Source organism: Xanthomonas sp. NCPPB 3218 (assembly GCF_056725185.1).
Window position 1 is genome coordinate 3,846,607 of the sequence record NZ_CM161516.1, and the last position, 23,920, is coordinate 3,870,526.

The window sequence follows — 23,920 nt, forward strand, 5'->3', positions numbered from 1 at the left end:
GGTGCACACCACCTGGACGCAACCGCCAAGGCGACGCGTCGTCGCCTTGTCATTGCATCTGTCGTGATGCCGCCCGTGGCTGCCGCCCCTGTTTCAGCGGCCATGGTGCGAGGTAACGTTACCCCAGGTGGATATCGACGACAACCGTTCTGCGTTAGGGTTGGCGCTCCCAGGAGGAGGGGCTCATGCGAAACCTGATCCAGTCCGCATTACCGGCGGCGTGCGCGCTGCTGTGTTCGATCGCGTTGCCTGCAGCTGCGCAGCGTTTGCAGGTGCAGTCGCCCGACGCACGTACGCAGGTGGAATTCACGCTGCGCGAGGGCGGCGTGCCGACCTATCGCGTGCTGTATCGCAACAAAGTCGTGCTCGACGACGCTCCGCTCGGACTGGATCTGGGCCGCGCCGACACGCTCGGCAAGGCGATGACGTTGCAGGGCAGCACCAACGAAACGCATGACAGCCGCTTCGCCCTGCCCGTGGGCAAGACGCGTCAGGCACGCGATCACTACCGCCAATTGCGCGTGCAGTTGTCAGACCCCAAACAGCGACGCCTGACAGTGGAATTGCGCGCCTACGACGATGGCGTTGCGCTGCGTTATGTGCTGCCAAATGCCGGTGAGGTGCGGATTCGCAATGAACTCACCGGCTTTGCATTCCCCAGCGACTACGCATGCTGGAGCTTGAACCTGGGCCGCTTCGGCACCAGCCATGAGGGCGAATACGATGCGATCGCCGCATCCAGGCTGCGCCCGCACAATCTGCTCGAGTTGCCGCTGGTGTGCCAGACCGATGCCAGCGGCACCACGCTGGCGATTGCCGAGGCGAACCTGCGCGATTATGCCGGCCTGTATCTCAGCGGCCGCGAGGATGGCAGCCTGGGCGTGTCGGCGAAATTATCGCCACGCCTGGACGACCCCACGCTGGCCGTCAGCCTTGATGCCAAGGGCCGCGATTTCGCCACGCCGTGGCGGGTGATCATGCTGGGCGACAGCCCGGCCAGCCTGATTGAATCCAATCTGATTTCCGCACTCAACCCACCGCCGGCCTTCGATGCGAGCTGGGTGCGCGCGGGCAAATCGGCATGGGATTGGTGGTCCGGCTCACTGGCCAGCGGCGTGGCACAGCCGGGCATGAATACCGCCACGATTCAGCGCTATATCGATCACGCGCAGCAATTGAAACTGCAATACATGCTGATCGACGATGGCTGGTATTTCGGCAGCACCGGCGATGGCCAGTACAACGTCGATGCCGATATCCGCCGCCCGGTGGAGCAGCTCGACCTGCCGGGCCTGGTGGCCTACGCACGGCAGCGCGATGTCGGGCTGTGGCTATGGGCGCATTGGCGCGCGCTGGATGCGCACATGGACGAAGCACTCGCCTGGTATCAGCAACTCGGCATCAAGGGCATCAAGGTCGACTTCATGGACCGCGACGACCAGCAGATGGTGGATTTCTACCACCGCCTGTTAGCCAAGGCCGCCGAGCACAAACTGCTGGTGGATCTGCATGGCGCCTATCACCCGACCGGCCTGACCCGCACCTATCCCAACTACCTCACGCAGGAAGGCGTGCTCGGCGCCGAGTACAACAAGTGGACCACGCGCATCACCGCCACCCACAACCTCACGCTGCCGTTTACGCGCATGTTGCTCGGGCCGATGGATTACACACCGGGTGGCTTCCGCAATGTGCGTCCGGCCGAGTTCAAGATGCAGCACATCGCGCCGCAGGTGATGACCACACGTGCGCAGCAACTGGCGATGTATGTGGTCTACGAAAGCCCGTTCGCGGTGGTCGCCGACAGCCCGGAACAATACGAAAACGTGCCGGCAGCACAGTTCCTGCACGATGTGCCGGCGAGCTGGGATGAGACACGTGCACTCGATGGCGCCATCGGCGAGCACATCGCGCTGGCGCGGCGTAGCGGCAAGGACTGGTACGTAGGCGCGATGACCAACGAGCAGGCACGCACGCTGAGCTTGCCGCTGGCATTCCTGGGCAAGGGCAGCTGGACCGCCACCATCTATGCCGACGGCGCGGCCCCGACGGAGGTGCGTATCGATACGCGCAAACTCACCTCCAACGACAGCCTGCAGCTGCCATTGGCTGCAAACGGCGGCGCCGCCGTGCGACTGCAAAAAAAATAAGCTAGGCGGACGGGCTGCGTCCGCTGAGTTGAGCCAAGTCGAGTTGAGTCAAGCGCGCGTACCGTGGCGGTACGCGCGATCGATTACGGCAGGTCCACGCCTGCGCACACCGCCGGGCGTGCATCCTTGAGCGGGCGCACGCCACTGGCGTCGAACTGCAATGCCGCATGCTTGGGCGCAAATGCCGGCCAGGCCGGCAAGCCCTTGGTGTTGGGATTGCCACGCTGCACGAACGCGGCCCAATAGCGCTGCAGACTCACCGGCGGCTGGCCGATCGGCAGACCCTTGAACAGGAACGGCAGCTCGGCGCTATGCGTGACCCGCCCGCCCGGTGCGGCGGTATCGAACACGTAATGCCACACCGACACGCCGAGCGCGGCCTGATGCTGGGCCACGTTCACTGCCGGGCAACGGAAGGTCAGATCGGTGGACAGCTGCATCGCTGCGTCGCCCTGCCGTGCGGCACGCTGCGCCGCATGCGTGCGTTGCGCCTGCAGCACGGCATCGGCCTGCGCCGGATAGTCGCGACGCAGCCGCGCCTGTGCACCCTGTTTGCCGCCGTATTCCAGTTCCTGCACCACATAGCCGATCAACAGCGGCACCTTGGCCTGTGCACCGTCGGCCAGCAACGCGGCGGGCGCACGCGGCAGCACGCGCCCATCGACGATCGCCTGCAGCCAGATGTAGCCATCGTCATCCAGTGCCGGCACGTCGACATCCTGCCCGGCCTTGATCAGCTGCTCCACCGGCAGCGCGCGCAACTGCGCCAGACGCGTGGCGGGGTCATCGATACCTGCGCGCTTGGCGATCTCCACGCCCAGCGCGCGATTGTCCTCCAGCGAACGCGCCGGCAATCCGAACCCGGCGGTGCCGCTTTGCTCGATCGCCGCTGAAAACAGACCACGTGCCAACGGGCTGAGCATCAGCAAGCCCACATCCTGGCCACCGGCCGACTGCCCGGCGATGGTGACCCGCGCAGGGTCGCCACCGAACTGCGCGATGTTGTCGCGCACCCATTGCAGCGCGGCGATCTGGTCGAGCAAGGCGTAGTTGCCGGCGGCTTGATGGTCGCCATCGCGCAGTTCCGGCAGCGACAGGAAGCCGAGCGCACCGAGCCGGTACTGCAGCGTCACCACCAGCATGTCCTGTGCGACCAGGTTGGTCGGCAGATGACCATCGGCGCCGCCGGCCACATTGGCGCCGCCGTGGATCCAGACGAACACCGGCAGCGGCTTGGCCGGCTGCAGCGTTGGCGTCTGCACTTCGACGTAAAGGCAATCTTCCGTACCGCGGCTGGCCATGGCGTCGTTCCAGCCCAGCGCCGGTTGCACGCACGGCGTGGCGGCCTGGGTCGCATCGCGCACGTCCGACCACGCAGCGGCCGGTTGCGGCGGCTGCCAGCGCAGCGGGCCCAGCGGTGGCGCGGCAAACGGAATCGCGCGAAACACCGCACTGCCGTCGTCCTGCCACTGCCCGCGCACCAGGCCGTGATCGGTGCGCACCTGCGGCGGTGCGGCAGGCGTGGAGGCTGCTGCGGCATGCGCGCTGACGCTCAACGCACAAGCGGCGGCAAGCAGACCGGCACACAGGCGCATCACGACTCTCCACCCAACGCGCGGGCACGCCAGGCGGCCTGGAACACGGCGGTGGCCGAGGCCACGTTGAGGCTTTCGACCTTGCCGCTGCCGCGGATCGACAACTGCAGGTCGCAATCGCGCGCGAACTGGCGGTCCATGCCCTCGCTCTCCGCGCCCATCACATACACCAGCCGTTGCGGCAGCGCGGCGGCGAACACGTCCTGCCCCCCCTCCACCAGCGTGGCCGCCACTGCGAAACCGGCCTGACGCAGCTGCGCCATCGCCGTTGCGGTGTCGGGCAGTTGCACCAGCGGCACCGCTTCGGCGCCACCTTCGGCCACGCGCGCGGCTGCGCCGGACAGACCCAGCGTGGAGCCGGCAGGCAGCAGCAGGCCGGCTACCCCGAAGTGCGCGGACGAGCGCAGGATCGCGCCGAAGTTGTGCGGGTTGCCCACGCCATCCAGCCACAGCGCCAGCACCGGCCCCTGCGGCAACGCAGCCAGCCAGTCCTGCAACGGCTGCGGGGCGACGCGCAGCACATCGGCCACCACACCCTCGTGGTGGGCGCTGGCGGCGAGCTTGCTGAGATCGGCTTCCTCGACCACGCGGTAACCGATGCGCTGGGCCACGCACCAGGCCAGCAAGGCCTTGAACTGCGGAATGCGCGCCTCGCTCAGGTACAGCTTGCGCACCGCCTCCGGGCGCGCCTTGAACACGGCCTGCACTGCGTTGATGCCGTACAGCCGCAGCTCGCGCGCACTGCCGCCGGACGACGAAGCCGCGGACTGCGTAGCAGCAGGCGTGTACGCCGTTGCCGCCTGTCGTGCCGGCGGGCGCGCTGCCGGTGTACGCGGCGCGGCGCGGCCCCAGGGATTGTGCGAGGCGCCGGAGCTGCCGCCATCGCGCGGCGGTCGTCCGCCGCGTCCATCATGCTGTGTCATCGTCGTATCCAGGGTTCGTGTTGCTTGCCGGCGCTGCGGGGATCGTGTCTCCCCTTTTGCCACCAGCGTTGCTCGTCATCCTGCAGGCCGGCGCAGCCGGCGGTGCAGACGCATTGGCGACGATGGTAAGCCACTGGCGCAACGAGCCGTATACGAAGTAGCCGAAGCGCTGCTTTCGAGGCCCTGCAACACGGGTGAGTCGGGTTGACGTTGACGCGATGCAGGACACGCGGATCGGTGCCGATGCCGGTGTTGGATCTGCGCCGACCCGCTGCGTACAGATGCGCCTGGCACACGCATTCACCAGCGCGCATGGCCGGGATCAGTCCAGATCGTCCGGCACCCCCCACCCGCGCGAGCACGCGCAAATCGTGCAGCCCATCCGGCCGCGTGATCGCGCAGCGGCTGCAGCCTTCTTCGACGACGCCGTTGCGCAGCAGCACCCTGGCCGATGCCGGATGGTCCCGCCGCGCCCGACTGGCGGAACGTGCAGTTGCCTGTAGCCGTTCCTGATGCGATATGCGCGGTATCGCCACTGCCGATACCGCGCACCCGGGCCGCAGGCCGCGGCTCAGCGCTTGGTGGTTTGCGCCTGCTTGAGCGCGGCGCACAGGCGGATGGTCTCGCCTGTCTGCGCCATGCCGCGGTCGGCGCCGCTGAGCGTGGCCAGGCGCGGCTTGAAGAACGCATCCAGGCGGTCGGCTTCTTCCACGCTGCAACCGCCGGACGCGCCCAGCGCCGGCAATCCGCCGCCGTCGAACGAACCACTGCGCTGCACGATACGGTCGAAGTTGGCGGTGAACCACGGCCACATCGACGCGTGCGAGGCCTCATAACTGTGACCGCGCATCAGCAGGCTCTTCATCTCGCCCACCTTGATCGCATCGGTCAGCGCGAAATCACGCACCTGCTTGAGCAGCGCCGGGTCCTGCAGCGTGCCCAGGGCGGCGATCATGGCGTTGCGCTGCGCCGGGTCGGCATGCGTGCGCAATGCATCGATCAGGCTCTGCACCGCCGGTGCGCCGCGCTCCTGCGCGGTCACTGCCAGTGCGGTGCCGAGCAGATCCGGATTGGCTTTGGAGAAGTCCAGCGCGCCGTTGCCGCCGGCCAGGACCGCATCGCCCTGCGCCAGCAGTGCCTTGCGCACCTCCGCGTTCTGCAGGCGCAGCGCGAACAGCCCGGCCAGCGCCGAGCGCAGGCTGGTGTCGTCGATCGACTCGCCGCTACGCCGCGTGTAACCCAGCTGACGCAGACGCGGCAGATACGCCTGTTCGGCCGCCTTGCGCAGTACGTCGCGCTGGGCCTGGCTGGTGGCCTGGTAGCGCCAGATCCACACGAAGCGGTTCAGCAGCGCGGTGGACACATCGGCCGATTCGGACGGCGCCAACTGCTTGAGCGCTGCCAGCACGGCGTCGCCGTCGGTATCGCCGTGGCGGTAGGCCGCATCGATCGCATCGGCATAGGCCAGCTGTTCGTTGTCGTCGAGCTGGCCGACCTGCTTGCCCAGTTCAGCCAGCTGCTTCTTGGGCAGGCTGAAACGGTAGTAGCCGGCGCCACGCGCGTTCGGGAACACCCAGGTGTTCTTGCCGGCGCCATCCAGCACGATGCTGCCGCTGCCGTCTGCGAGCATCTGGCAGGCGGTGCCGACCTGGTTCTTGCCCTTGCCGTACTTGACGCACACCGGCACGCCCCATTGCTGCGCGGTGGAGCCGGTGGAACCGAGCGGCAGATAGCGTTGCTGCTGCAGCTTGACCACGGTCTTGCCGCCTTCGCGGACGAGCTGGGTCTGCAGATACGGCACGCCCGGCTGATTGAGGAAGCTGCGGAAGGCAGCCTTGAACTCCTCGCCCTTGCCGGCGGCATCGGCGATCGCATCGACCAGATCGTCGGCGGTGGCGCTGCCGAACTTGTGTTTGGCGATGTAGGCGCGCATGCCCTGGCGGAACACGTCTTCGCCGACGAAAGCCTCGAACATCGCCAGCACCGCCGCACCCTTCTGGTAGGTGATGCCGTCGAAGGCGGTCTCGATATCGCCGTTGCCGGTGATCGGCTGACGGATCTTGCGCGCGCTGACCAGGCTGTCGTTGTCCATCGCGTACTGCGCACCGCCGATGCGGTCCAGATTGGCGCGGTATTCCGGGTGCAGCTGCATGGTGATCTTCTGCTGCATCCAGGTGGCGAACGCCTCGTTCAACCACAGGTCGTCCCACCATTCCATGGTGACGGCGTCGCCGGTCCATTGGTGAGCCAGCTCATGCGCATTGGTGTTGAAGGAGCGCTGCACGTTCTCGGCCGGCGAGTCCTTGTCCAGCAACAGCAGCCAGTCGCGGAAGGTGACGAACCCGGGGTTTTCCATCGCACCGGCGCTGAAGTCCGGGGCGGCGACCAGATCGAGCTTGTCGAACGGATAGCCGAAGGCGTAATAGTCCTCCAGCGCGGCGATGATCGCCGGGGTCTGGTCCAGCGCCGGAGTGATGCGCGGGCCCTGGCCCTTGGCGGCGATGCCGCGCAACGGGGTCGGGTTGGGGCGCTGCGGGGTGGCCGGCATGGCCGGCACGTCCACCACGTCCCAGGGGCCGGCGGCGTAGGCGACCAGATAGGTCGGCAGCGGCACGGTCGGGGCGAAGGTCACCGTCTTCCAGCCCTTGCCGGCCGGCTTGGTCGAGGTGGCGATGGTGTTGGCCAGCGCCTGGTCGTCGGTGGGCACGGTCAGGCTGAGGTCGAACGGAGTCTTGAACGCGGGTTCGTCGAAACCGGGGAACGCGTAGCGCGCGCTGATCGGCTCCATCTGCGTCATCGCATAGGCCTGGCCCTGGTACTTCACCTGATACAGGCCCTGCAGCTGCTGATTGAGCGGCGCGCTGTAGACGATGTCCACGGTGAGCGTCTGCGGCTGCAGCGTGCGGCCGAAATCCAGGCGCACCACACCGGCCTGCGCATCGGCTTGCACATAGCGTGCGGTCAGTGCCTTGCCCTTGACCGGCTTGACCGTGACCTTGCTGACCTTCAGTTCCTTGCCATGCAGCCAGAGATGATCGGAGGCCTGCTTGAGCTGCACGCGGATGCTGGTGCGGCCGCTGAACTCGCTCTGGTCCGGATCGATCTTGAACGACAGGCTGTAGCGCTCGGGCACTGCCCAGGTCGGCAGGCGGCCATTGGGCACCGGCTCGCCGGAGGACTGCGCCAGCGCGGTGCCACAGCACAGCGCAAGGAGAGAGGGAGCAAGCAGGCAGGCAAGACGACGCATTGGCGATTCCGGTCAGGGCAACTGCGGGAGTCGACCACAGCCGGGCATGACTGTCATGTGACCTTAGTCATTGCACGACCGATGCGGTGAGCGCGCCGCCCGCAAAGGCAACCTGCCGCGCTGCGGCGTCGCATCGATCGCGCTGGCCTGGCGCTGCCGCGCTCGATGGACACAGCCTGCGCCCCGATGTTTGGGTTTTGTTTGCGATGCAGCCAGATGCAAACGCCGCGATCAACGCCGATGCCGCAGCATCCCCGCTCATCGACAACCGGCAGCAGCATGCCGCTGCCGGTATCGTTCAGGCGTGACCGCCTACCGACGGCGTCTGCGCCTCCAGGGTTTCCAGCTCGCGCGCCACCGCTTCGGGCGACTTGGTGAATGGCGCAATCAGGCTGTAGAACGCCGGCACCACGTACAGCGACAGCAAGGTGGACAGCGACACGCCGAAGATCACCACCACGCCGATCGTGGCGCGGCTGGCCGAGCCGGGCCCGCCGGCCACCACCAGCGGAATTGCGCCGACCACAGTGGCGATCGAGGTCATCAGGATCGGACGCAGGCGCACCGATGCCGATTCCACGATCGCCTCATGCACGCTGCGGCCTTCGTCGCGCAACTGATTGGCGAACTCAACGATCAGGATGCCGTTCTTGGCCGCCAGCCCCACCAGCATCACGATGCCGATCTGACTGAACAGGTTGAGCGTGCCGCCGGTGACCCACAAGCCGACCAGCGCGCCCAGCACCGCCAACGGCACCGTGAGCATGATCACCAGCGGATGGGCGAAGCTTTCGAACTGCGCGGCCAGCACCAGATACACCACCAGCAAGGCCATGCCGAAGGTCAGCAGCACCGCACTGCCGGACTGCTGGTATTCGCGCGATTCGCCCTTCCAGTCCACCTGCGCATACTCGGGCAATTCCTCGCGTGCGGTCTGCTGCGCCCAGGCGATCGCCTCGCCGAGCGGGTAGCCCGGCGCCAGGCCGGCACTGATGGTGATCGCACGCAGGCGGTTGAAGCGATTGAGGGTGCCGGCTTCGGCCACTTCGCTGAGCGTGACCAGGTTGGACAGCGGAATCAGCTCGCCACGTGTGGAACGCACGCGGATGGCGGTGAGGTCTTCCGGCGCCATGCGGCCTTCGCGGCCGGCCTGCAGCATCACGTCGTATTCCTCGCCGTTGTCCACGAACGTGGTCACACGGCGCGAGCCCATCATCGCCTCCAGCGCGCCACCGATCGCGGTGACCGGCACGCCCAGATCGGCCGCACGCAGGCGGTCGATGTTGACGCGCATCTGTGGGCGGGTTTCCTTGTAGTCCGAGTCCGGGCCGACCAGGCCGGGATTGGCTTCCATGCGCTGCAGGATGCGATCGCGCCACTGCGCGATCTCCGCATAATCCGGCCCGCCCAGCACCAGCTGGAACGGCTGGCCGCGGCTGCGAACCAGGCCGCCGCTCACCTGCGTGCGTGCGCGCACGCCGCTGAGCACGTTGAGCTTCTGCTGCAGTTCGTCGGCCACTTCGGTGGTCGGGCGCGTGCGTTTTTCCCAGTCCTGCAGGAACACGCTGACCCGGCCGGTGTGCATTTCCTCGCTGCTGCCGAAGCCGCCGGGCACGCGCGGGTTGGCCCGCACGATGGGCTTGTCCGGGCCCACGTAGGGGCCAAGGATCGCCTCGACCTGATGCATCTGCCCCACGGTGTAATCGAAGCCGGCGCCTTCGGGCCCGTCGATCATGATCTGGAAATTGCCGCGGTCCTCGGCTGGCGCCAGCTCGGAGGGAATCCGCCCCATCAACCACGCGCTGGCACCCAGTGCCAACAGCATCAGCAGCGCGAAGATCCAGGTGCGATGCACATGCCGCTCCAGCGAGCGCCCGTACGCACCGGACACTGCCTGCATGCGGCCATCGAACCAGCGATGGAAGCGGTTGGGCCTGGCCTGCCCGTGCGAGCGCAACAGCTTGGACGACATCATCGGCGTCAGCGTCAGCGCCACGAAGGCCGAGATCGCCACCGCCGCGGCCAATGCCACCGCCAGCTCGCGGAACAGGCGCCCGGTATTGCCTTCCAGAAAGCCCACCGGCAGGAACACCGCCACCAGCACCGCGGTGGTGGCGATCACCGCGAAGGCGACCTGGCCGGTACCGCGCTTGGCCGCCACCAGTGGCGGCTCGCCCAGGTCGATGCGGCGCTGGATGTTCTCCACCACCACGATGGCATCGTCCACCACCAGGCCGATACACAGCACCAGCGCGAGCAAGGTCAGCAGGTTGATCGAAAAATCGAACGCGTACAGCGCGATGAATGCGGCGATCAGGCACACCGGCACCGTCACCGCAGGAATCAGCGCCGCGCGTGCGCTGCCCAGAAACACCCAGATCACCACCAGCACCAGCACCACCGCTTCGATCAGCGTGTGATACACGCGCTCCACCGCCGCATCGATGAAGGTCGTGGTGTCGAAGGCGACGAAGATGTTGGTGCCCTGCGGCAGCGATTTCTGCACTTCCTCGGCCTGCGCGCGCGCCTCGCGTGCAACGTCCAGCGCGTTGGCGGTGGAGTTGCGCACGATGCCCAGGCCCACATTGGGCACGCCGTTGCTCTGGAAGTAGGCGCGGCGCTCGGCCGAGGTCAGCTCGACCCTGGCCACGTCGCCCAGACGCACCACATAGCCGCCCTCGCCCTTGCTGAGCGGCAGCTTGGCGAAGTCCTCGGGCTTGAGATAACTGCGCTCCACGCGCAAGGTGAAATCGCGCTGCGCCGATTCGATGCTACCGGCCGGCAGCTCCACGTTCTCGTTCTGCAGCGCCGCTTCCACGTCGGCCACGGTCAGTTCGCGCGCGGCCAGTTGATCGCGGTCCAGCCAGATCCGCATCGCATAGCGCTGGCGCCCGCCGATACGCACCTGCGCCACGCCGTCCAGGCTGGAGAAGCGGTCCACCACATAGCGCTCGGCGTAGTCGGACAGCTGCAGCGTGTCCATCGTGCTGGAGCTCATGTTGAGCCACAGGATGGGGTCGGCGTCGGCCTCGACCTTGGAAATCTCCGGTGGGCGCGCCTGGTCGGGCATGCGGTCGGAGACGCGGCTGACCGCATCGCGCACGTCGTTGGCGGCGGCTTCCACATCGCGCGACTGCACGAATTCGATACTGATATCGGAAGAGCCGTTGCGGCTGCGCGCCTCGATGGTCTCGATGCCTTCGATGCCGGCCAGTGCGTCTTCCAGCACCTGGGTGATGCGGCTCTCCACCACCGCCGCCGACGCGCCGGTGTATTCCACGTCCACCGACACGATTGGCGGGTCGATCGCCGGCAACTCGCGCAAGGTCAGCCGGGTGAACGACATCACTCCCAGCACGATCAGCAGCAGGCTCATCACCACCGCCATCACCGGGCGGGTAATGGACAGGTCGGAGAGTTTCATCGTGCTGCCTGCGGGCGCGCCGCTGCAGATGCAGGCGCGGCCTGATCGACCACCTTCAGGCCCGGACGCAGCTTGCCGGTGCCGTCGACCACGATGCGCTCACCGGCCTTGACCCCGTCGAGAATTTCCACCTTGCCGTCGCGGCGCTCGCCCAGGCGCACGTCGGCGCGCTCCACGCTGCTGTCGGGCTTGACCCGGAACACGTAGGACTCGCGCCCCACCTGCACCACCGCAATCTCCGGGATCACCACCGCCTGCCGCGCCGGCTGGAACAGGCGCACATCCAGCAACATGCCCGGGCGCAGGCGGCGGTCGCCGTTGGGGAAGTCGGCCCGCACCGTCACCGAACGGGTGGTCTCGTCGATACGCGAATCGATCGCCGCCACCACGCCTTCGAACTGCTCGCCCGGATACGCCGCCGCGGTGCCATTGACGGTATTGCCGAGCTGCACCAGGCCGAACTGCGACTCGGGCACCTGGAAGTCCACGTACATGCGCGCCACGTCGTCCAGCGTGGCGATCACCGTGCTCGAGGTGATCAACGAGCCCGGGCTGATCTGGCGGATGCCGAGCACACCGGAGAACGGCGCGCGCACCTCGCGGTCGGTGATCTCCGCGCGCATCTGCTGCACGCGTGCCTGCGCTGCATCGCGCAGCGCGCGTTGGGTATCGACAGTGGATTTGGCCACCAGTTGCTGGCCAACCAGACTCAACTGGCGCCGGTACAGCTGATCGGTTTCCTCGAAGGTGGCCTGCGCGGCCGTCAGTGCCGCCTGCTGCGAATTGCCGCGCAACCGCAGCAGCAGCTGCCCGGCCTTGACCTCGTCGCCGCTGTCGAAATTGACCTGCTCCACCACATCGCTCACCGCCGCGGTCAGCGCCACCGATTCGCGCGCACGCACGGTAGCGATCGACTGCACGGTCGAGTTCCAGGGCTGGGTGGTCACCGCCTGCACAGAGACCGGGATGGGTTTGGCGGCGGCCGGCGCGGCGGCCTCACGGCTACAACCGGCCAGCGCAACGGCCAACAAGAGCGCTGCGCCGAAACGCGCGCTGGGTCGAACAAGCATCAGAACATCCTGGCGGGGTACGTCGAAAGTTTAACGACCTAGCCGCCATGGAGTTGACAGAAAGGGCGTGCTTTGCACCATGACCAAAGACCCTTGCTGTCGTCGGCGCGATGCGCTGGCCAGCGCAGCCACCGACACGGCGGCGTGGCTGCCGGACGGACGCGGCCACCGCTCGGCCGCTGCATGGACGCATTCATGCATGACGGCTTCGCGTTGCCCACACCCACCTGACGCCTGCCGCTATGTCCTGTCAGCCCCGCTCAGCGTTCCAGCCCGAGAAACTCGAGCACATGACGCGCCAGCGCCTCTACGTTCTCACCATCGGCGTGAAGATGGACCTCCGGCGCCTCCGGCGCCTCGTAGGGTGAATCGATGCCGGTGAAATTGGGAATCTGCCCGGCCCGCGCCTTGCGGTACAGCCCCTTCACATCGCGCGCTTCGGCGACCGCCAGCGGCACGTCCACGAACACCTCGACGAACTCCCCGGCATCGAAGCGCTCGCGCGCCAGCTGCCGCTCAGCGCGGAACGGCGAGATGAAGCTCACCAGCACGATCAGGCCGGCATCGGCCATCAGCCGCGCCACCTCGGCCACGCGGCGAATGTTCTCCACGCGGTCTTCGTCGGTGAAGCCCAGGTCGCGGTTGAGCCCGTGGCGCACGTTGTCGCCGTCCAGGATGAAGGTGTGATAGCCCAGCGCATGCAGGCGCTTGTCGACCAGGTTGGCGACGGTGGACTTGCCCGCGCCCGACAGGCCGGTGAACCACAGCACGCGCGGGGTCTGGCCCTTGATGCGCGCGCGCGCGGCGCGGTCCACGTCCAGATGCTGCCAGTGCACGTTGCCGGCACGGCGTAGCGCGAACTCCAGCGTGCCGGCGGCCACGGTGGCATTGCTCTGCCGGTCGATCAGAATGAAGCCACCCAGCACGCGGTTGCGTGCATACGGCGAGAACGCGATCGGCTCGTCCAGCGCCAGATTGCAGTAGCCCACCTCATTGAGCTCCAGCCGCTTGGCGGCCAGCCGCTCCTGCGTGTTCACATCGACCTTGTGCTTGATCTCGCTGATGCTCGCAGTGACCGTGCGCGTACCGATCTTCAGCCAGTACGGGCGCCCCGGCAGCAAGGCGGCATCGTCCATCCACAGCAGATGCGCGGCGAACTGGTCGGCCACTTCCGGCGGGTCGTCGACGGCGGCAATGATGTCGCCGCGGCTGACATCGATCTCCTCGCGCAAGGTCAGCGTGACCGCCTGGCCAGCACGTGCGCTGTCCACCTCGCCGTTGGCATCCAGCACCGATGCCACCTGCGTGCGGCGCCCGGACGGCACCACCACCACGGCATCGCCCACCCGCACCTGCCCGGCCGCGATGGTGCCGGCGTAGCCACGGAAGTGCTGATGGGGGCGATTGACCCACTGCACCGGCAAGCGGAAGCCGCTGCCGGCTTCCGGCGTCTCCACGTGCACGGTGTCGAGATGCTGCAGCAGATGCGGGCCGCGGTACCACGGCATCCGCGTCGATGGGCTGGACAGATTTTCGCCAGCCAGGGCCGACAGCGGAATGCATTGCACATCGACGATGCCCAACTGCGCGGCCAGCGCGCGGTAGCCCTCGGCGATGTCGGCGAAGACCTGCGCGTCGTAGTCCACCAGGTCCATCTTGTTGACCGCCAGCACCACATGTCCGATGCCCAGCAGCGACACGATGTAACTGTGCCGGCGCGTCTGCGCCAGCAAGCCCTTGCGCGCGTCCACCAGCACCACCGCGACATCGGCAGTGGATGCGCCGGTGGCCATGTTGCGCGTGTACTGCTCATGTCCGGGGCAGTCGGCGACGATGAACTTGCGCTGGTCGGTATCGAAGTAGCGGTACGCCACATCGATGGTGATGCCCTGCTCGCGCTCGGCGGCCAGCCCGTCCATCAGCAATGCATAGTCGATGCCCTCGCCCTGCGTGCCATGCCGCCGGCTATCGCTTTCCAGCGCGGCAAGCTGATCGTCGAACAGGCGCTTGCTGTCGTACAGCAGGCGCCCGATCAAGGTGCTCTTGCCATCGTCCACGCTGCCGCAGGTGATGAAGCGCAGCAGCGGCTTGGCTTCGTGTTGATGCAGGTAGGCGCTGATGGCGCCGGGATTGGGGAGTGGGGATTGGGGATTGGCAAAGGCAGCTGCTTCCTCCGTTCCGTCCACGGCGAACCGCTGTTGCGAATCCCCAATCCCGAATCCCGATTCCCTGCCCATCAAAAATACCCCTCAAGCTTCTTCTGCTCCATCGACGCGCCTGGCGCATGATCGATCATGCGGCCCTGGCGTTCGGAGCTGGTGCTGACCAGCATTTCGGCGATCACCGCTTCCAGCGTGTCTGCGGTCGATTCGATCGCACCGGTGAGCGGATAGCAGCCCAGCGTGCGGAAGCGCACCGAGCGCAGTTGCGGCGTCTCGCCGTCGTGCAGCGGCAGGCGGTGGTCGTCGACCATGATCCAGGCACCGTCGCGCTGCACCACCGGGCGCGGCGCGGCGAAATACAGCGGCACCACCGGTATCCGTTCGCGGTAGATGTACAGCCAGATATCCAGCTCGGTCCAGTTGGACAGCGGAAACACGCGCACGCTTTCGCCGGGTTTGGTGCGCGCGTTGTACAGATTCCACAACTCCGGGCGCTGGTTCTTGGGGTCCCAGCGATGACGCGCGTTGCGGAACGAGAACACGCGCTCCTTGGCCCGCGATTTCTCCTCGTCGCGGCGCGCCCCGCCGATCGCCGCGTCGAAGCCGCCCTGCTCCAGCGCCTGCTTCAGGCCCTGGGTCTTCATGATGTCGGTATGCACCGCCGCGCCGTGGCTGATCGGGCCGACGTCCTGGGCGATGCCGTCGGGGTTGATGTGCACGCGCAGGTCCACGCCGGTCTCGGCCGCGCGGCGGTCGCGGAAGGCGATCATCTCGCCGAACTTCCAGCGCGTATCCACGTGCAGCAGCGGGATCGGTGGCGGCGACGGCGCGAACGCCTTGAGCAGCAGATGCAGCAGCACCGAGCTGTCCTTGCCCACCGAATACAGCATCACCGGGGCCCGGAACTCGGCGGCGACCTCGCGCAGGATGTGGATGCTTTCGGCCTCGAGCCGATCCAGGTGTGACAGGGGCAGCAGAGTCATCAGGGTATCGTGGGCGTCGGCGGGCAGACCAGCCGATGGTAGGGCAAGGCGCCGCAGTGTGTGGCGCGGGCCGCCCGCACCCAAATAAGCGGCCGGCATAACGCGATAACGGCTCATCCTTTCTGGCCGCGGCAACGCTTCCCTAACATCAGTGGTCTCATCAACCGCCCTGGATCCGAATGACCGCCGCCAGTTCCGCGCTACCGCCCAGCCCCTTGCCCGACGAGCGCAAGGCGCTGCTGGAACGGTTGGTCGACGGCCTGGATGCCGCATCGCTGTGGTGGCTGTCCGGCTACACCGCCGGGCTGGCACAAGGCCAGCCGCCGCGCTCACTGGCGGTGTTGCCGGGCGGCCAGCCGCACGCGCCGGCACAGGAAAGCCAGCGCCTGACCGTGCTGTACGGCAGCCAGACCGGCAATGCACGCCGCGAGGCCGAGCAGCTGGCGACAGAGGCCGAGGCCGCCGGACTGAGCGTGCGTCTGTTGCGTGCCGACCAGTACCCCACCCGCGAACTGGCCAGCGAGCGACTGCTCTACGTGGTCATCAGCACCCAGGGCGAAGGCGACCCGCCGGACGATGCGATCGGGCTGGTGGAGTTCCTGGCCAGCCGCCGCGCGCCCAAGCTGCCCGAGCTCAAGTACGCGGTGCTTGGCCTGGGCGACTCCAGTTACGCCGATTTCTGCGGCATCGCACGCCGCATCGACGATCGCCTGGCCGAACTTGGCGGCAGCCGCGTGCAGCCACGCGGCGAAGCCGATCTGGATATCGACAGTGTCGCTGCGCCCTGGCGCACGCAGGCGCTCAAGCATGCACGCGAGCAGCTCAGGAGCGGCCCGCCATCGGCCACCATCACGCCGTTGCGCATCAGTGCAGCCGCACCGGTGTGGTCGCATCAGCAGCCCTTCCCCGCCGAATTGCTGGCCAACCAGATCGTCAGCGGGCGCGACTTCAAGGGCCCGCAGTTCCGCGTCTACGCCTTGCCGAGCAAGCGCGTGCGCCATCTGGAATTTTCGCTGGAAGGCAGCGGGCTGAGCTACGAGCCCGGCGATGCGCTAGGCATCCGCCATCGCAATCCGCCGACGCTGGTGGATGCGGTGCTGGAGACGCTGCGTCTGGATGGTCATGCCGCGGTCACCGTCGGCGAAGAGACTCTGGCCCTGCACGAGTGGCTGGCCACCCGGCGCGAACTGACCAAGCTGTCGCGGCCGCTGCTGGCCGCACATGCCGAGCGTGCGCGCGCCGACGAGCTGCAAGCGCTGCTCGCCCCGACCCAGACCGCCGGCCTGGCGTCTTTGCTTGCCGATCACCAGCTGATCGACGTGCTGCGACGCTGGCCGGCGGATTGGGACCATGCCGGCCTGCTGGCCGCGCTGCGTCCGCTCACCCCGCGCCTGTACTCGATCGCCTCCAGCCGCAAGCGCGTGGGCGAGGAAGTGCACCTGGTGGTGGACGAACTCACCTACCAGGCGCACGGGCATGCGCACCTGGGCTCGGCCAGCGGCTTTCTGGCCGCATTGCGCGAAGGCGATACCGCACCGGTCTACATCGAGCCGAACACGCGCTTCCGGCTGCCGGCCGATACCGATCGCGACATCCTGATGATCGGCCCGGGCACCGGCGTGGCGCCGTTCCGCGGCTTCGTGCAGGAGCGCGCCGAAACCGGCGCCAAGGGCCGCAACTGGCTGTTCTTCGGCGCCCAACATTTCAATACCGATTTTCTGTATCAGGCCGAATGGCAACAGGCCTTGCAGCGCGGCGAACTGCACGCACTGGAAGTCGCGTTCTCGCGCGACCAGGCCGAAAAGATCTACGTGCAGCACCGCCTGCGCGCACGCGGCGCCGAGGTCTACGCCTGGCTGCAGGGCGGTGCGCATCTGTACGTGTGCGGCGCCATCGGCATGGGCAAGGACGTGCACGCCGCCCTGCTCGACATCGTCGCCACCCACGGCGCCGTGGATGCAGAAGCCGCCGCGGCGTATCTCACCCAGCTGCAGGTGGAGGGGCGGTATGCGCGTGATGTCTATTAATGCCGGGATTGGGGAGTTGAGATTGGGGATTCGTAACTGCGGGTTCCCCGGGTCTGGTTGTTGTCGTGCTGCTGCTTGTTTGTTTTTGCCAATCCCCAATCACGAATGCCGAATCCCGTCATGAGCCACTCCGTCGAAGACATCAAATCCGAAAGTCGCCGTCTGCGCGGGTCGCTGGAACAGAGCCTGGCCGATGCGGTGACCGGTGCGTTGCGTGAGGACGATCAGACCCTGATCAAGTACCACGGCAGCTACCAGCAGGACGATCGCGATATCCGCGATGAGCGGCGTCGTCAGAAGCTCGAACCGGCGTACCAGTTCATGATCCGCACCCGTACGCCGGGCGGGGTGATCTCGCCCACGCAGTGGTTGGCGCTGGATGGCATCGCCACGCGGTACGCCAATCATTCGCTGCGCATCACCACGCGCCAGGCGTTCCAGTTCCACGGCGTGATCAAGCGCGAACTCAAGGCGACCATGCAGGCGATCAACGCTACCTTGATCGATACGCTGGCCGCCTGTGGCGATGTCAATCGCAATGTGCAGGTCGCCGCCAATCCGCTGCTGTCGCAGGCGCATGCCACGTTGTATGCCGATGCCGCGCGGGTGTCCGAGCATCTGTTGCCCAACACCCGTGCGTATTACGAGATCTGGCTGGACGAAGAGCGCGTGTCCGGCTCCGGCAACGAAGAAGAGCCGATCTACGGCGACCGTTATCTGCCGCGCAAGTTCAAGATCGGTTTCGCCGCGCCGCCGCTCAACGATGTGGACGTGTTCGCCAACGACCTGGGCTTCATCGCGATCCTGCGCGACGGCGAGTTGCTCGGCTACAACGTCAGCATCGGCGGCGGCATGGGCGCCAGCCATGGCGATGCGGAAACCTGGCCGCGTGTGGCCAATGTCGTCGGGTTCGTCACCCGCGATCAGTTGCTGGAGGTGGCCACCGCCGTGGTCACCACCCAGCGCGACTTCGGCAACCGTGCGGTGCGCAAGCGCGCGCGCTTCAAGTACACCATCGACGATCACGGCCTGGACACCATCGTGGCCGAGATCGAACGTCGTGCCGGCTTTGCGCTGCAACCCGCCCGGCAGTTCGCGTTCGAGCACAACGGCGACCGCTACGGCTGGGTCGAGGGCGACGATGGTCTGTCGCATCTGACCCTGGCCCTGCCTGCCGGGCGCATTGCCGATACCGACACCGCTGCGCACCTGAGCGGCCTGCGCGCGATTGCGCAATTGAACGTCGGCCAGTTCCGCATGACGCCCAACCAGAACCTCGTCATCGCCGGCGTGCTGGCCAGCGAGCGCGCGCGCGTCGATGCCCTGGTCGCGCAGTACGGCCTGGATGCCGGCAATCGCGCGCCCACCGCGCTGGCACGCGGCGCAATGGCCTGCGTGTCGCTGCCGACCTGCGGGCTGGCGATGGCCGAGGCCGAACGCTACCTGCCCGACTTCAGCGCGGCCCTGCAGCCGGTGCTGGAGCAACACGGGCTGGCCGACACCCCGATCGTGCTGCGCCTGTCCGGCTGCCCGAATGGCTGCTCGCGCCCGTATCTGGCCGAGATCGCGCTGGTCGGCAAGGCGCCCGGCCGCTACAACCTGATGCTGGGCGGCGACCGCCGCGGCCAGCGCCTGAACACGCTGTACCGCGAAAACATCACCGAAGCGGACATTCTCGCCGCACTGCAACCGTTGCTGGCGCGCTATGCGGCCGAACGCGATCAGGCCGGCGACGAAGGCTTCGGCGATTTCCTGCATCGCAGCGGCCTGATCGCGCTGCCGCCCTACCCCACACACCGTCACCTCGACCTGGAATTGCTCGCATGACCGCGCTGCCCGCTGCATCGATCACTGCGTCCGCGCTGGACGACCTGGACGCGCTCAACGCGCAGCTGGAAGGCCTGCGCGCCGACGAGCGCGTGGCCTGGGCATTGCAACACGGCCCGCAGGAGGCGGCACTGTCGTCCAGCTTCGGCGCGCAGTCGGCGGTCACGCTGCATCTGCTCACCCAGCAGCGCCCGGACATTCCGGTGATCCTGATCGATACCGGTTACCTTTTCCCGGAAACCTACCGGTTTGCCGACGCGCTGGCCGACCGGCTCAAGCTCAACCTCAAGGTCTACCGCCCGCTGGTCAGCCGTGCCTGGATGGAAGCGCGCCACGGCCGCCTGTGGGAACAGGGCATGGTCGGCATCGACCAGTACAACAACCTGCGCAAGGTCGAGCCGATGCGCCGCGCATTGGACGAGCTCAACGTGGGCACCTGGTTCACCGGCCTGCGCCGCAGCCAGTCCGGCGGCCGCGCACAGACGCCGATCGTGCAAAAGCGCGGCGAGCGCTACAAGGTCAGCCCGATCGCCGACTGGACCGACCGCGACGTGTGGCAATACCTGCAGGCGCACGACCTGCCCTATCACCCGCTATGGGAACAAGGCTACGTGTCCATCGGCGACTTCCACACCACACGCCGCTGGGAACCGGGCATGCGCGAGGAGGACACGCGCTTCTTCGGGTTGAAGCGCGAATGCGGCATCCACGAGGACATCTGAGCGCGGCGCGGTGCGCGGCCGTTACAAAGCAGGCCTGCACCACTACGCGTCGAGTTTGCCGGTGGGCACACCGCCAAGCGCATCCCTGACTCGGCGCGTCCGCAGCGCATTGAGGTGACGCGCACGTGCTCATGGCGCGGGAACACGTGCCTGATTGCGCTGCATCCAGTAGCGATCGAACAGCCACATCAGCAACAACGACACCCCGACCAGCGGGAAGATCAGCCCGCAGATCACCAGCAGCGCCAGCAGACCGCGCAGCGTGCGCGGATCGGCCGGCAACGGCGGCACGCCCAGGCCGCCGACCGGGCGACGTTTCCACCACATCACCGCCGCGCTCACGCACAGCAGAACGATCGCCGCGCAGGCCAGCAACAGGATCACCTGATTGGCAGTGCCGTATTGCTGGCCCAGATGCACATTGATGCCCCACTCCAGCGCGCGCCCCACTGGCCCGTAATCGCGATAGCGCATGTCCAGCAGCACCGCGCCGCTGTACTGATCCAGATGGATCACGCGCTGGCGCTGCAGGTCGGCCGGATAGACCGAGGCGGTATACACCCCGGTGGCGCCACGCGGTGGCGAGACGCTATAGCCCGGCACGATGCCGAGCGCATCGAACCGCGCCATCGCCGCATCCAGCCCGATGGCACCGTGACCGGGCGCAGCGACGTTGCCGGTGCCGCCGTGTGCGGCATGTTCCGACTGCACCGCATGTTCCGACCGGCTTGGCTGTTCCGCGTGTTCCGCGTGTTCCGCGTGTTCTGAATGTTCTGAATGTTCTGAATGTTCTGAATGTTCCGAATGTTCCGAATGTTCCGCACCCGACAGCGTCACACCCACCCGCCCGTCATGCAGACCCTCATCCCCCCCCGCGGCTCCACGCCCAGGCACCGCTGACTCCGGCACACGCGCCTGCCGCAACGACCATGCCGGATCGGTCGTCTCGGACAAACGCTGTTGCGACATCGGCAGCTGCACCCGCACACCGGCCGGATATCCAAAGTCCTGCCCGTTGACCCAGCGATTGACCTGCGCGCCCCACAGCCACGACCAGGGCATCCCGGTCAGCGCCAGGAACAGCAACACCGCACCGACGCCGGCACCGGTGACCGCATGCAGATCGCGCCAGAACAGCCGCTGCCCCGGCGTGCCGCGCACGCTGACCACCCCGCCGCGGCGCCCGCGCGGCCACCACAGATACACACCGGTCAGCACCAGCACGATCGCCCAGCCCGCCGCCATTTCGATCAGGCCGCGCGCAAACGGCCCGATCAACTCGAGACTGTGCAGCCGCCGGATCGTCCAGGCCAGGGTGCCGTGCTCGGGCAGCGCACCGAGCACGCGTGCGCGATACGGGTCGACATACACCACCTGCCGCACACCGTGCGTGTCGACCAGCCCGATCTCGGCACTGGCATCGGCACGTGCGGGCGTGGTGTAACGAAACAAGCTGCCGCCGACCCTGCGCTGCGCCGCATCGACCAGGCGTTGCGCAGACACCCGCAGCTCGCCCACCGGCACCACCTTCAAGCCATGGTGCACGCTGCGGTCGATCGCATCCTGGTACAGGAACGCCGCACCGGTCAGCGCCAGCCAGACGATGAAGGGCAGCACCAGCAACCCGGCATAGAAGTGCCAGCGCCACACCGCGCGATAAAAGCGCCAGCGGCCATCGCGGCGCGGATCGGTGACGCGGCCATCGCCCATGATTGCGCGCATCAGAAGCTCCAGTCCCAGGACAGCGACAACGCACGTCCATCACCCGGCGAATAGCCGGAACTACCGGTGTCGTACCACGCATACACGTACGCGCGATCGGTGACATTGCGCAGCTGCAGGCTGAGCGCGTTGCGTGCATCAAGGTTCCAACGCGCGCCCAGATTGAGCAGGGCGTAGCCACCGGTGCGCCCCAGCGTATTGCTGCGCTCCAGATAATAATCGCCTTGCGCATTACCCCAGGCGCTCAGCTGCACGGCCGCGGTGAGCTGCCATTCCAGCCCGGCGGTGGCCAGCCAGTGCGGCACGTTTTCGATCTCCTTGCCGCGCGTGGCCGGCGCACTCGGGTCCGGCGTGGCAATGCTGGCCTTCTGCCGCGAGTACGACATCCAGGCCCGCCAGTGCTCGGCCGGCTGCAGGTTCAGTTGCGCATCCCAGCCGCGCCGCAGCGTGCGCCCGACATTGGCCACATCGCCGACACCGGCCACGCCATTGACGCCCAGGATCGTGGCGACTTCGCCGGAGGCGCGTTGCTCCCAATACGCCAGGCGGCCGTCCATCAGCGCCGATGGCGCGAACTTGAAACCGGCCTCCCAGCCGTCATTGATCGACGGGCCGAGATTTGCCGGCTGGCGCCGATACGCGCCATCGCCGCTGCCGATCTGGAAGCTGCGCCCCCAGTTCGCATACACGCTGCTTTGCCCGGCCAGCCGGTAGCTGGCACTGAACTTGGGCTGCTTGATGGTGCCGTAGTCGTACGTCGGTGCATAAATGCCGGCACGCACATCGTGCAGTTGCCCATCGACACGGTCGATGCGATAGCCCGGCACCAGCTGCAACCGCTCGACCGGGGTCAGCACCGCCTGTACGTAGGCCCCGCGCGTGCGCAGGTCGTAATCCCAATCGCGCAATTGCGCGCCGCGCACCCGGGCCACGGTGCGGTAGCGCTGCGACTGATTGTCCTGCCACTGCGCATCCACGCCGGCTTCCAGATTGGCCGCCAGCGCGCCCCAATCCGGCTGCCAGTTGCCGCGCAACAGCAGGCCGCGATGGGTCTCGTCGGTATCGCGTTCCTGCTGCAGGCCGGCTGCGGAAAAGCGCACCCAGCGCCGATTGCGGTAATAGTTCTGGTAGGCCTTGGCGCTCCACTGCGCAGCGGCGCCCAGCGTGCCGTCCGCGTGCAACGCGGTCTGCCGCAGCTGGCGTTCGCTGCGATCGTCCTGCGCATACGCCGGCGAACTGCGTGGCGCCGCGCGTGCGCTGGCCGCATCCAGATAACCGGCTTCCAGCGCGTGATTGTCGTAGTAGCGCGTGGTGAGCCCGGCACGGAAGCCGCCATCGGGGTCGGTATAGAACCACTTGCCGGCCACGCTGCGTTTGCGCGCGTCGGCGTGTTCGCGATAACCATCGGAATCGCGCCAGGCCAGCACATAGTTCTGGCTCCATGCGCCATGTTCGAAGCCCTTGCCCAACTGCACCTCGCGCGCACCGAAACTGCCCGCCGTCACGCTCAGGCGGCCATCGTTGCCGCCGGTACGGGTCAGCACATCCACGCTGCCGGCGATCGCATGCAGACCGTAGCGTGCATCGTTGGTGCCGCGCACGATCTCGATCGCGCTGATGTCCTGCGCAAACACCGCGTCCAGATACGGCATGCCGCCGGCATTGTCGTTGCTGGGGATGCCGTCGATCAGCAGCTTCACCGCATTGATGCGCCCCTCGCCATTGAAACCACGGAACGAGAACCGCCCCGCATCGGTGCCCATGCGGAACTGGGTGACCTGCACGCCCGGCGCACGCATCAACAGCTCCCAGCTGTAGTCCACGTGCTGATCGTGCAGCAGCTCGCCACCGATCACATCCACCGAACTCAGCACGCGTGCCGTGCTCGGGCTGCGCTGGGGTTGCGCGCTCACCTGCACCTTGCCCAGGGTCAATGCCGCATCCTGCGCCTGCACAGTGCAGGCAGGCCCCCACACCAGCGCCAACGATGGCGCGTACCACAGCGTTTTCAATAATCGCAACCGCATGACCAACCCTTCGCCGTGCCGGCACGGCAACACCGCCGTGC

Annotated in this window: 14 protein-coding genes; 5 read left to right on the forward strand and 9 right to left on the reverse strand. The window is 67.2% G+C overall.

What is annotated here, in order from left to right; genetic code table 11:
- Window positions 1–185 precede the first annotated feature (185 nt).
- Window positions 186–2,150 carry a glycoside hydrolase family 97 protein gene (locus AC1PLS_RS15970; protein ID WP_184433694.1) on the forward strand — a complete coding sequence of 655 codons (1,965 nt, stop codon included), beginning with the start codon at window positions 186–188 and terminating at the stop codon, window positions 2,148–2,150.
- Between the two features lie 83 nt (window positions 2,151–2,233).
- Here the strand turns inward: AC1PLS_RS15970 and AC1PLS_RS15975 are convergent, their stop codons facing one another.
- From AC1PLS_RS15975 to AC1PLS_RS15985, 3 genes are all read right to left on the reverse strand, one after another.
- A complete protein-coding gene (locus AC1PLS_RS15975) occupies window positions 2,234–3,748 on the reverse strand; it encodes a carboxylesterase/lipase family protein (RefSeq protein ID WP_184433691.1) in 1,515 nt (504 codons plus the stop codon).
- Window positions 3,745–4,668: a TrmH family RNA methyltransferase gene (locus AC1PLS_RS15980; RefSeq protein ID WP_184433688.1), complete on the reverse strand. Its 924-nt coding sequence runs from the start codon at window positions 4,666–4,668 to the stop codon at window positions 3,745–3,747. Before AC1PLS_RS15980 ends, AC1PLS_RS15975 begins: the two co-directional genes overlap by 4 nt.
- Window positions 4,669–5,239: 571 nt before the next feature.
- Window positions 5,240–7,915 carry a M1 family metallopeptidase gene (locus AC1PLS_RS15985; protein WP_184433685.1) on the reverse strand — a complete coding sequence of 892 codons (2,676 nt, stop codon included), beginning with the start codon at window positions 7,913–7,915 and terminating at the stop codon, window positions 5,240–5,242.
- Window positions 7,916–8,001: 86 nt separating this feature from the next.
- Here AC1PLS_RS15985 and AC1PLS_RS15990 point away from each other — a divergent pair, with 86 nt between their 5' ends.
- A complete protein-coding gene (locus AC1PLS_RS15990) occupies window positions 8,002–8,223 on the forward strand; it encodes a hypothetical protein (protein WP_184433682.1) in 222 nt (73 codons plus the stop codon).
- Here AC1PLS_RS15990 and AC1PLS_RS15995 read toward each other — a convergent pair.
- The 4 genes from AC1PLS_RS15995 to cysD all read right to left on the reverse strand — a co-directional run bounded on the left by AC1PLS_RS15995 (window position 8,214) and on the right by cysD (window position 15,554).
- Window positions 8,214–11,339, reverse strand: a complete 3,126-nt coding sequence (locus AC1PLS_RS15995) for an efflux RND transporter permease subunit (protein WP_024940307.1) — start codon at window positions 11,337–11,339, stop codon at window positions 8,214–8,216. The genes AC1PLS_RS15990 and AC1PLS_RS15995 overlap by 10 nt on opposite strands.
- Entirely contained in the window at window positions 11,336–12,409 is a 1,074-nt protein-coding gene (locus tag AC1PLS_RS16000) for an efflux RND transporter periplasmic adaptor subunit (RefSeq protein ID WP_046344036.1), read from the reverse strand. The genes AC1PLS_RS15995 and AC1PLS_RS16000 overlap by 4 nt, the downstream gene beginning before the upstream one ends.
- 260 nt (window positions 12,410–12,669) lie before the next feature.
- Window positions 12,670–14,646: a sulfate adenylyltransferase subunit CysN gene (gene cysN / locus AC1PLS_RS16005; protein ID WP_481103850.1), complete on the reverse strand. Its 1,977-nt coding sequence runs from the start codon at window positions 14,644–14,646 to the stop codon at window positions 12,670–12,672.
- Window positions 14,646–15,554 (reverse strand): sulfate adenylyltransferase subunit CysD, encoded by a 909-nt coding sequence (gene cysD / locus AC1PLS_RS16010; protein ID WP_167709535.1) that lies wholly within the window; start codon window positions 15,552–15,554, stop codon window positions 14,646–14,648. The genes cysN and cysD overlap by 1 nt, the downstream gene beginning before the upstream one ends.
- A gap of 179 nt (window positions 15,555–15,733) precedes the next feature.
- Here cysD and AC1PLS_RS16015 point away from each other — a divergent pair, with 179 nt between their 5' ends.
- From AC1PLS_RS16015 to AC1PLS_RS16025, 3 genes are all read left to right on the forward strand, one after another.
- Window positions 15,734–17,581, forward strand: a complete 1,848-nt coding sequence (locus AC1PLS_RS16015; RefSeq protein ID WP_184433677.1) for an assimilatory sulfite reductase (NADPH) flavoprotein subunit — start codon at window positions 15,734–15,736, stop codon at window positions 17,579–17,581.
- A gap of 120 nt (window positions 17,582–17,701) precedes the next feature.
- Window positions 17,702–19,408: an assimilatory sulfite reductase (NADPH) hemoprotein subunit gene (cysI, locus tag AC1PLS_RS16020; protein WP_481103851.1), complete on the forward strand. Its 1,707-nt coding sequence runs from the start codon at window positions 17,702–17,704 to the stop codon at window positions 19,406–19,408.
- Window positions 19,405–20,130, forward strand: coding sequence for a phosphoadenylyl-sulfate reductase (locus tag AC1PLS_RS16025; protein WP_024940721.1), 726 nt, complete (start codon window positions 19,405–19,407; stop codon window positions 20,128–20,130). Before cysI ends, AC1PLS_RS16025 begins: the two co-directional genes overlap by 4 nt.
- A 129-nt stretch (window positions 20,131–20,259) precedes the next feature.
- Here the strand turns inward: AC1PLS_RS16025 and AC1PLS_RS16030 are convergent, their stop codons facing one another.
- Both AC1PLS_RS16030 and AC1PLS_RS16035 read right to left on the reverse strand, forming a co-directional pair.
- Window positions 20,260–21,852: a PepSY-associated TM helix domain-containing protein gene (locus tag AC1PLS_RS16030; protein ID WP_481103852.1), complete on the reverse strand. Its 1,593-nt coding sequence runs from the start codon at window positions 21,850–21,852 to the stop codon at window positions 20,260–20,262.
- Complete coding sequence (locus AC1PLS_RS16035; protein WP_184434388.1) at window positions 21,852–23,855, reverse strand: TonB-dependent receptor; 2,004 nt, start codon at window positions 23,853–23,855, stop codon at window positions 21,852–21,854. Before AC1PLS_RS16035 ends, AC1PLS_RS16030 begins: the two co-directional genes overlap by 1 nt.
- Window positions 23,856–23,920: the final 65 nt, after the last annotated feature.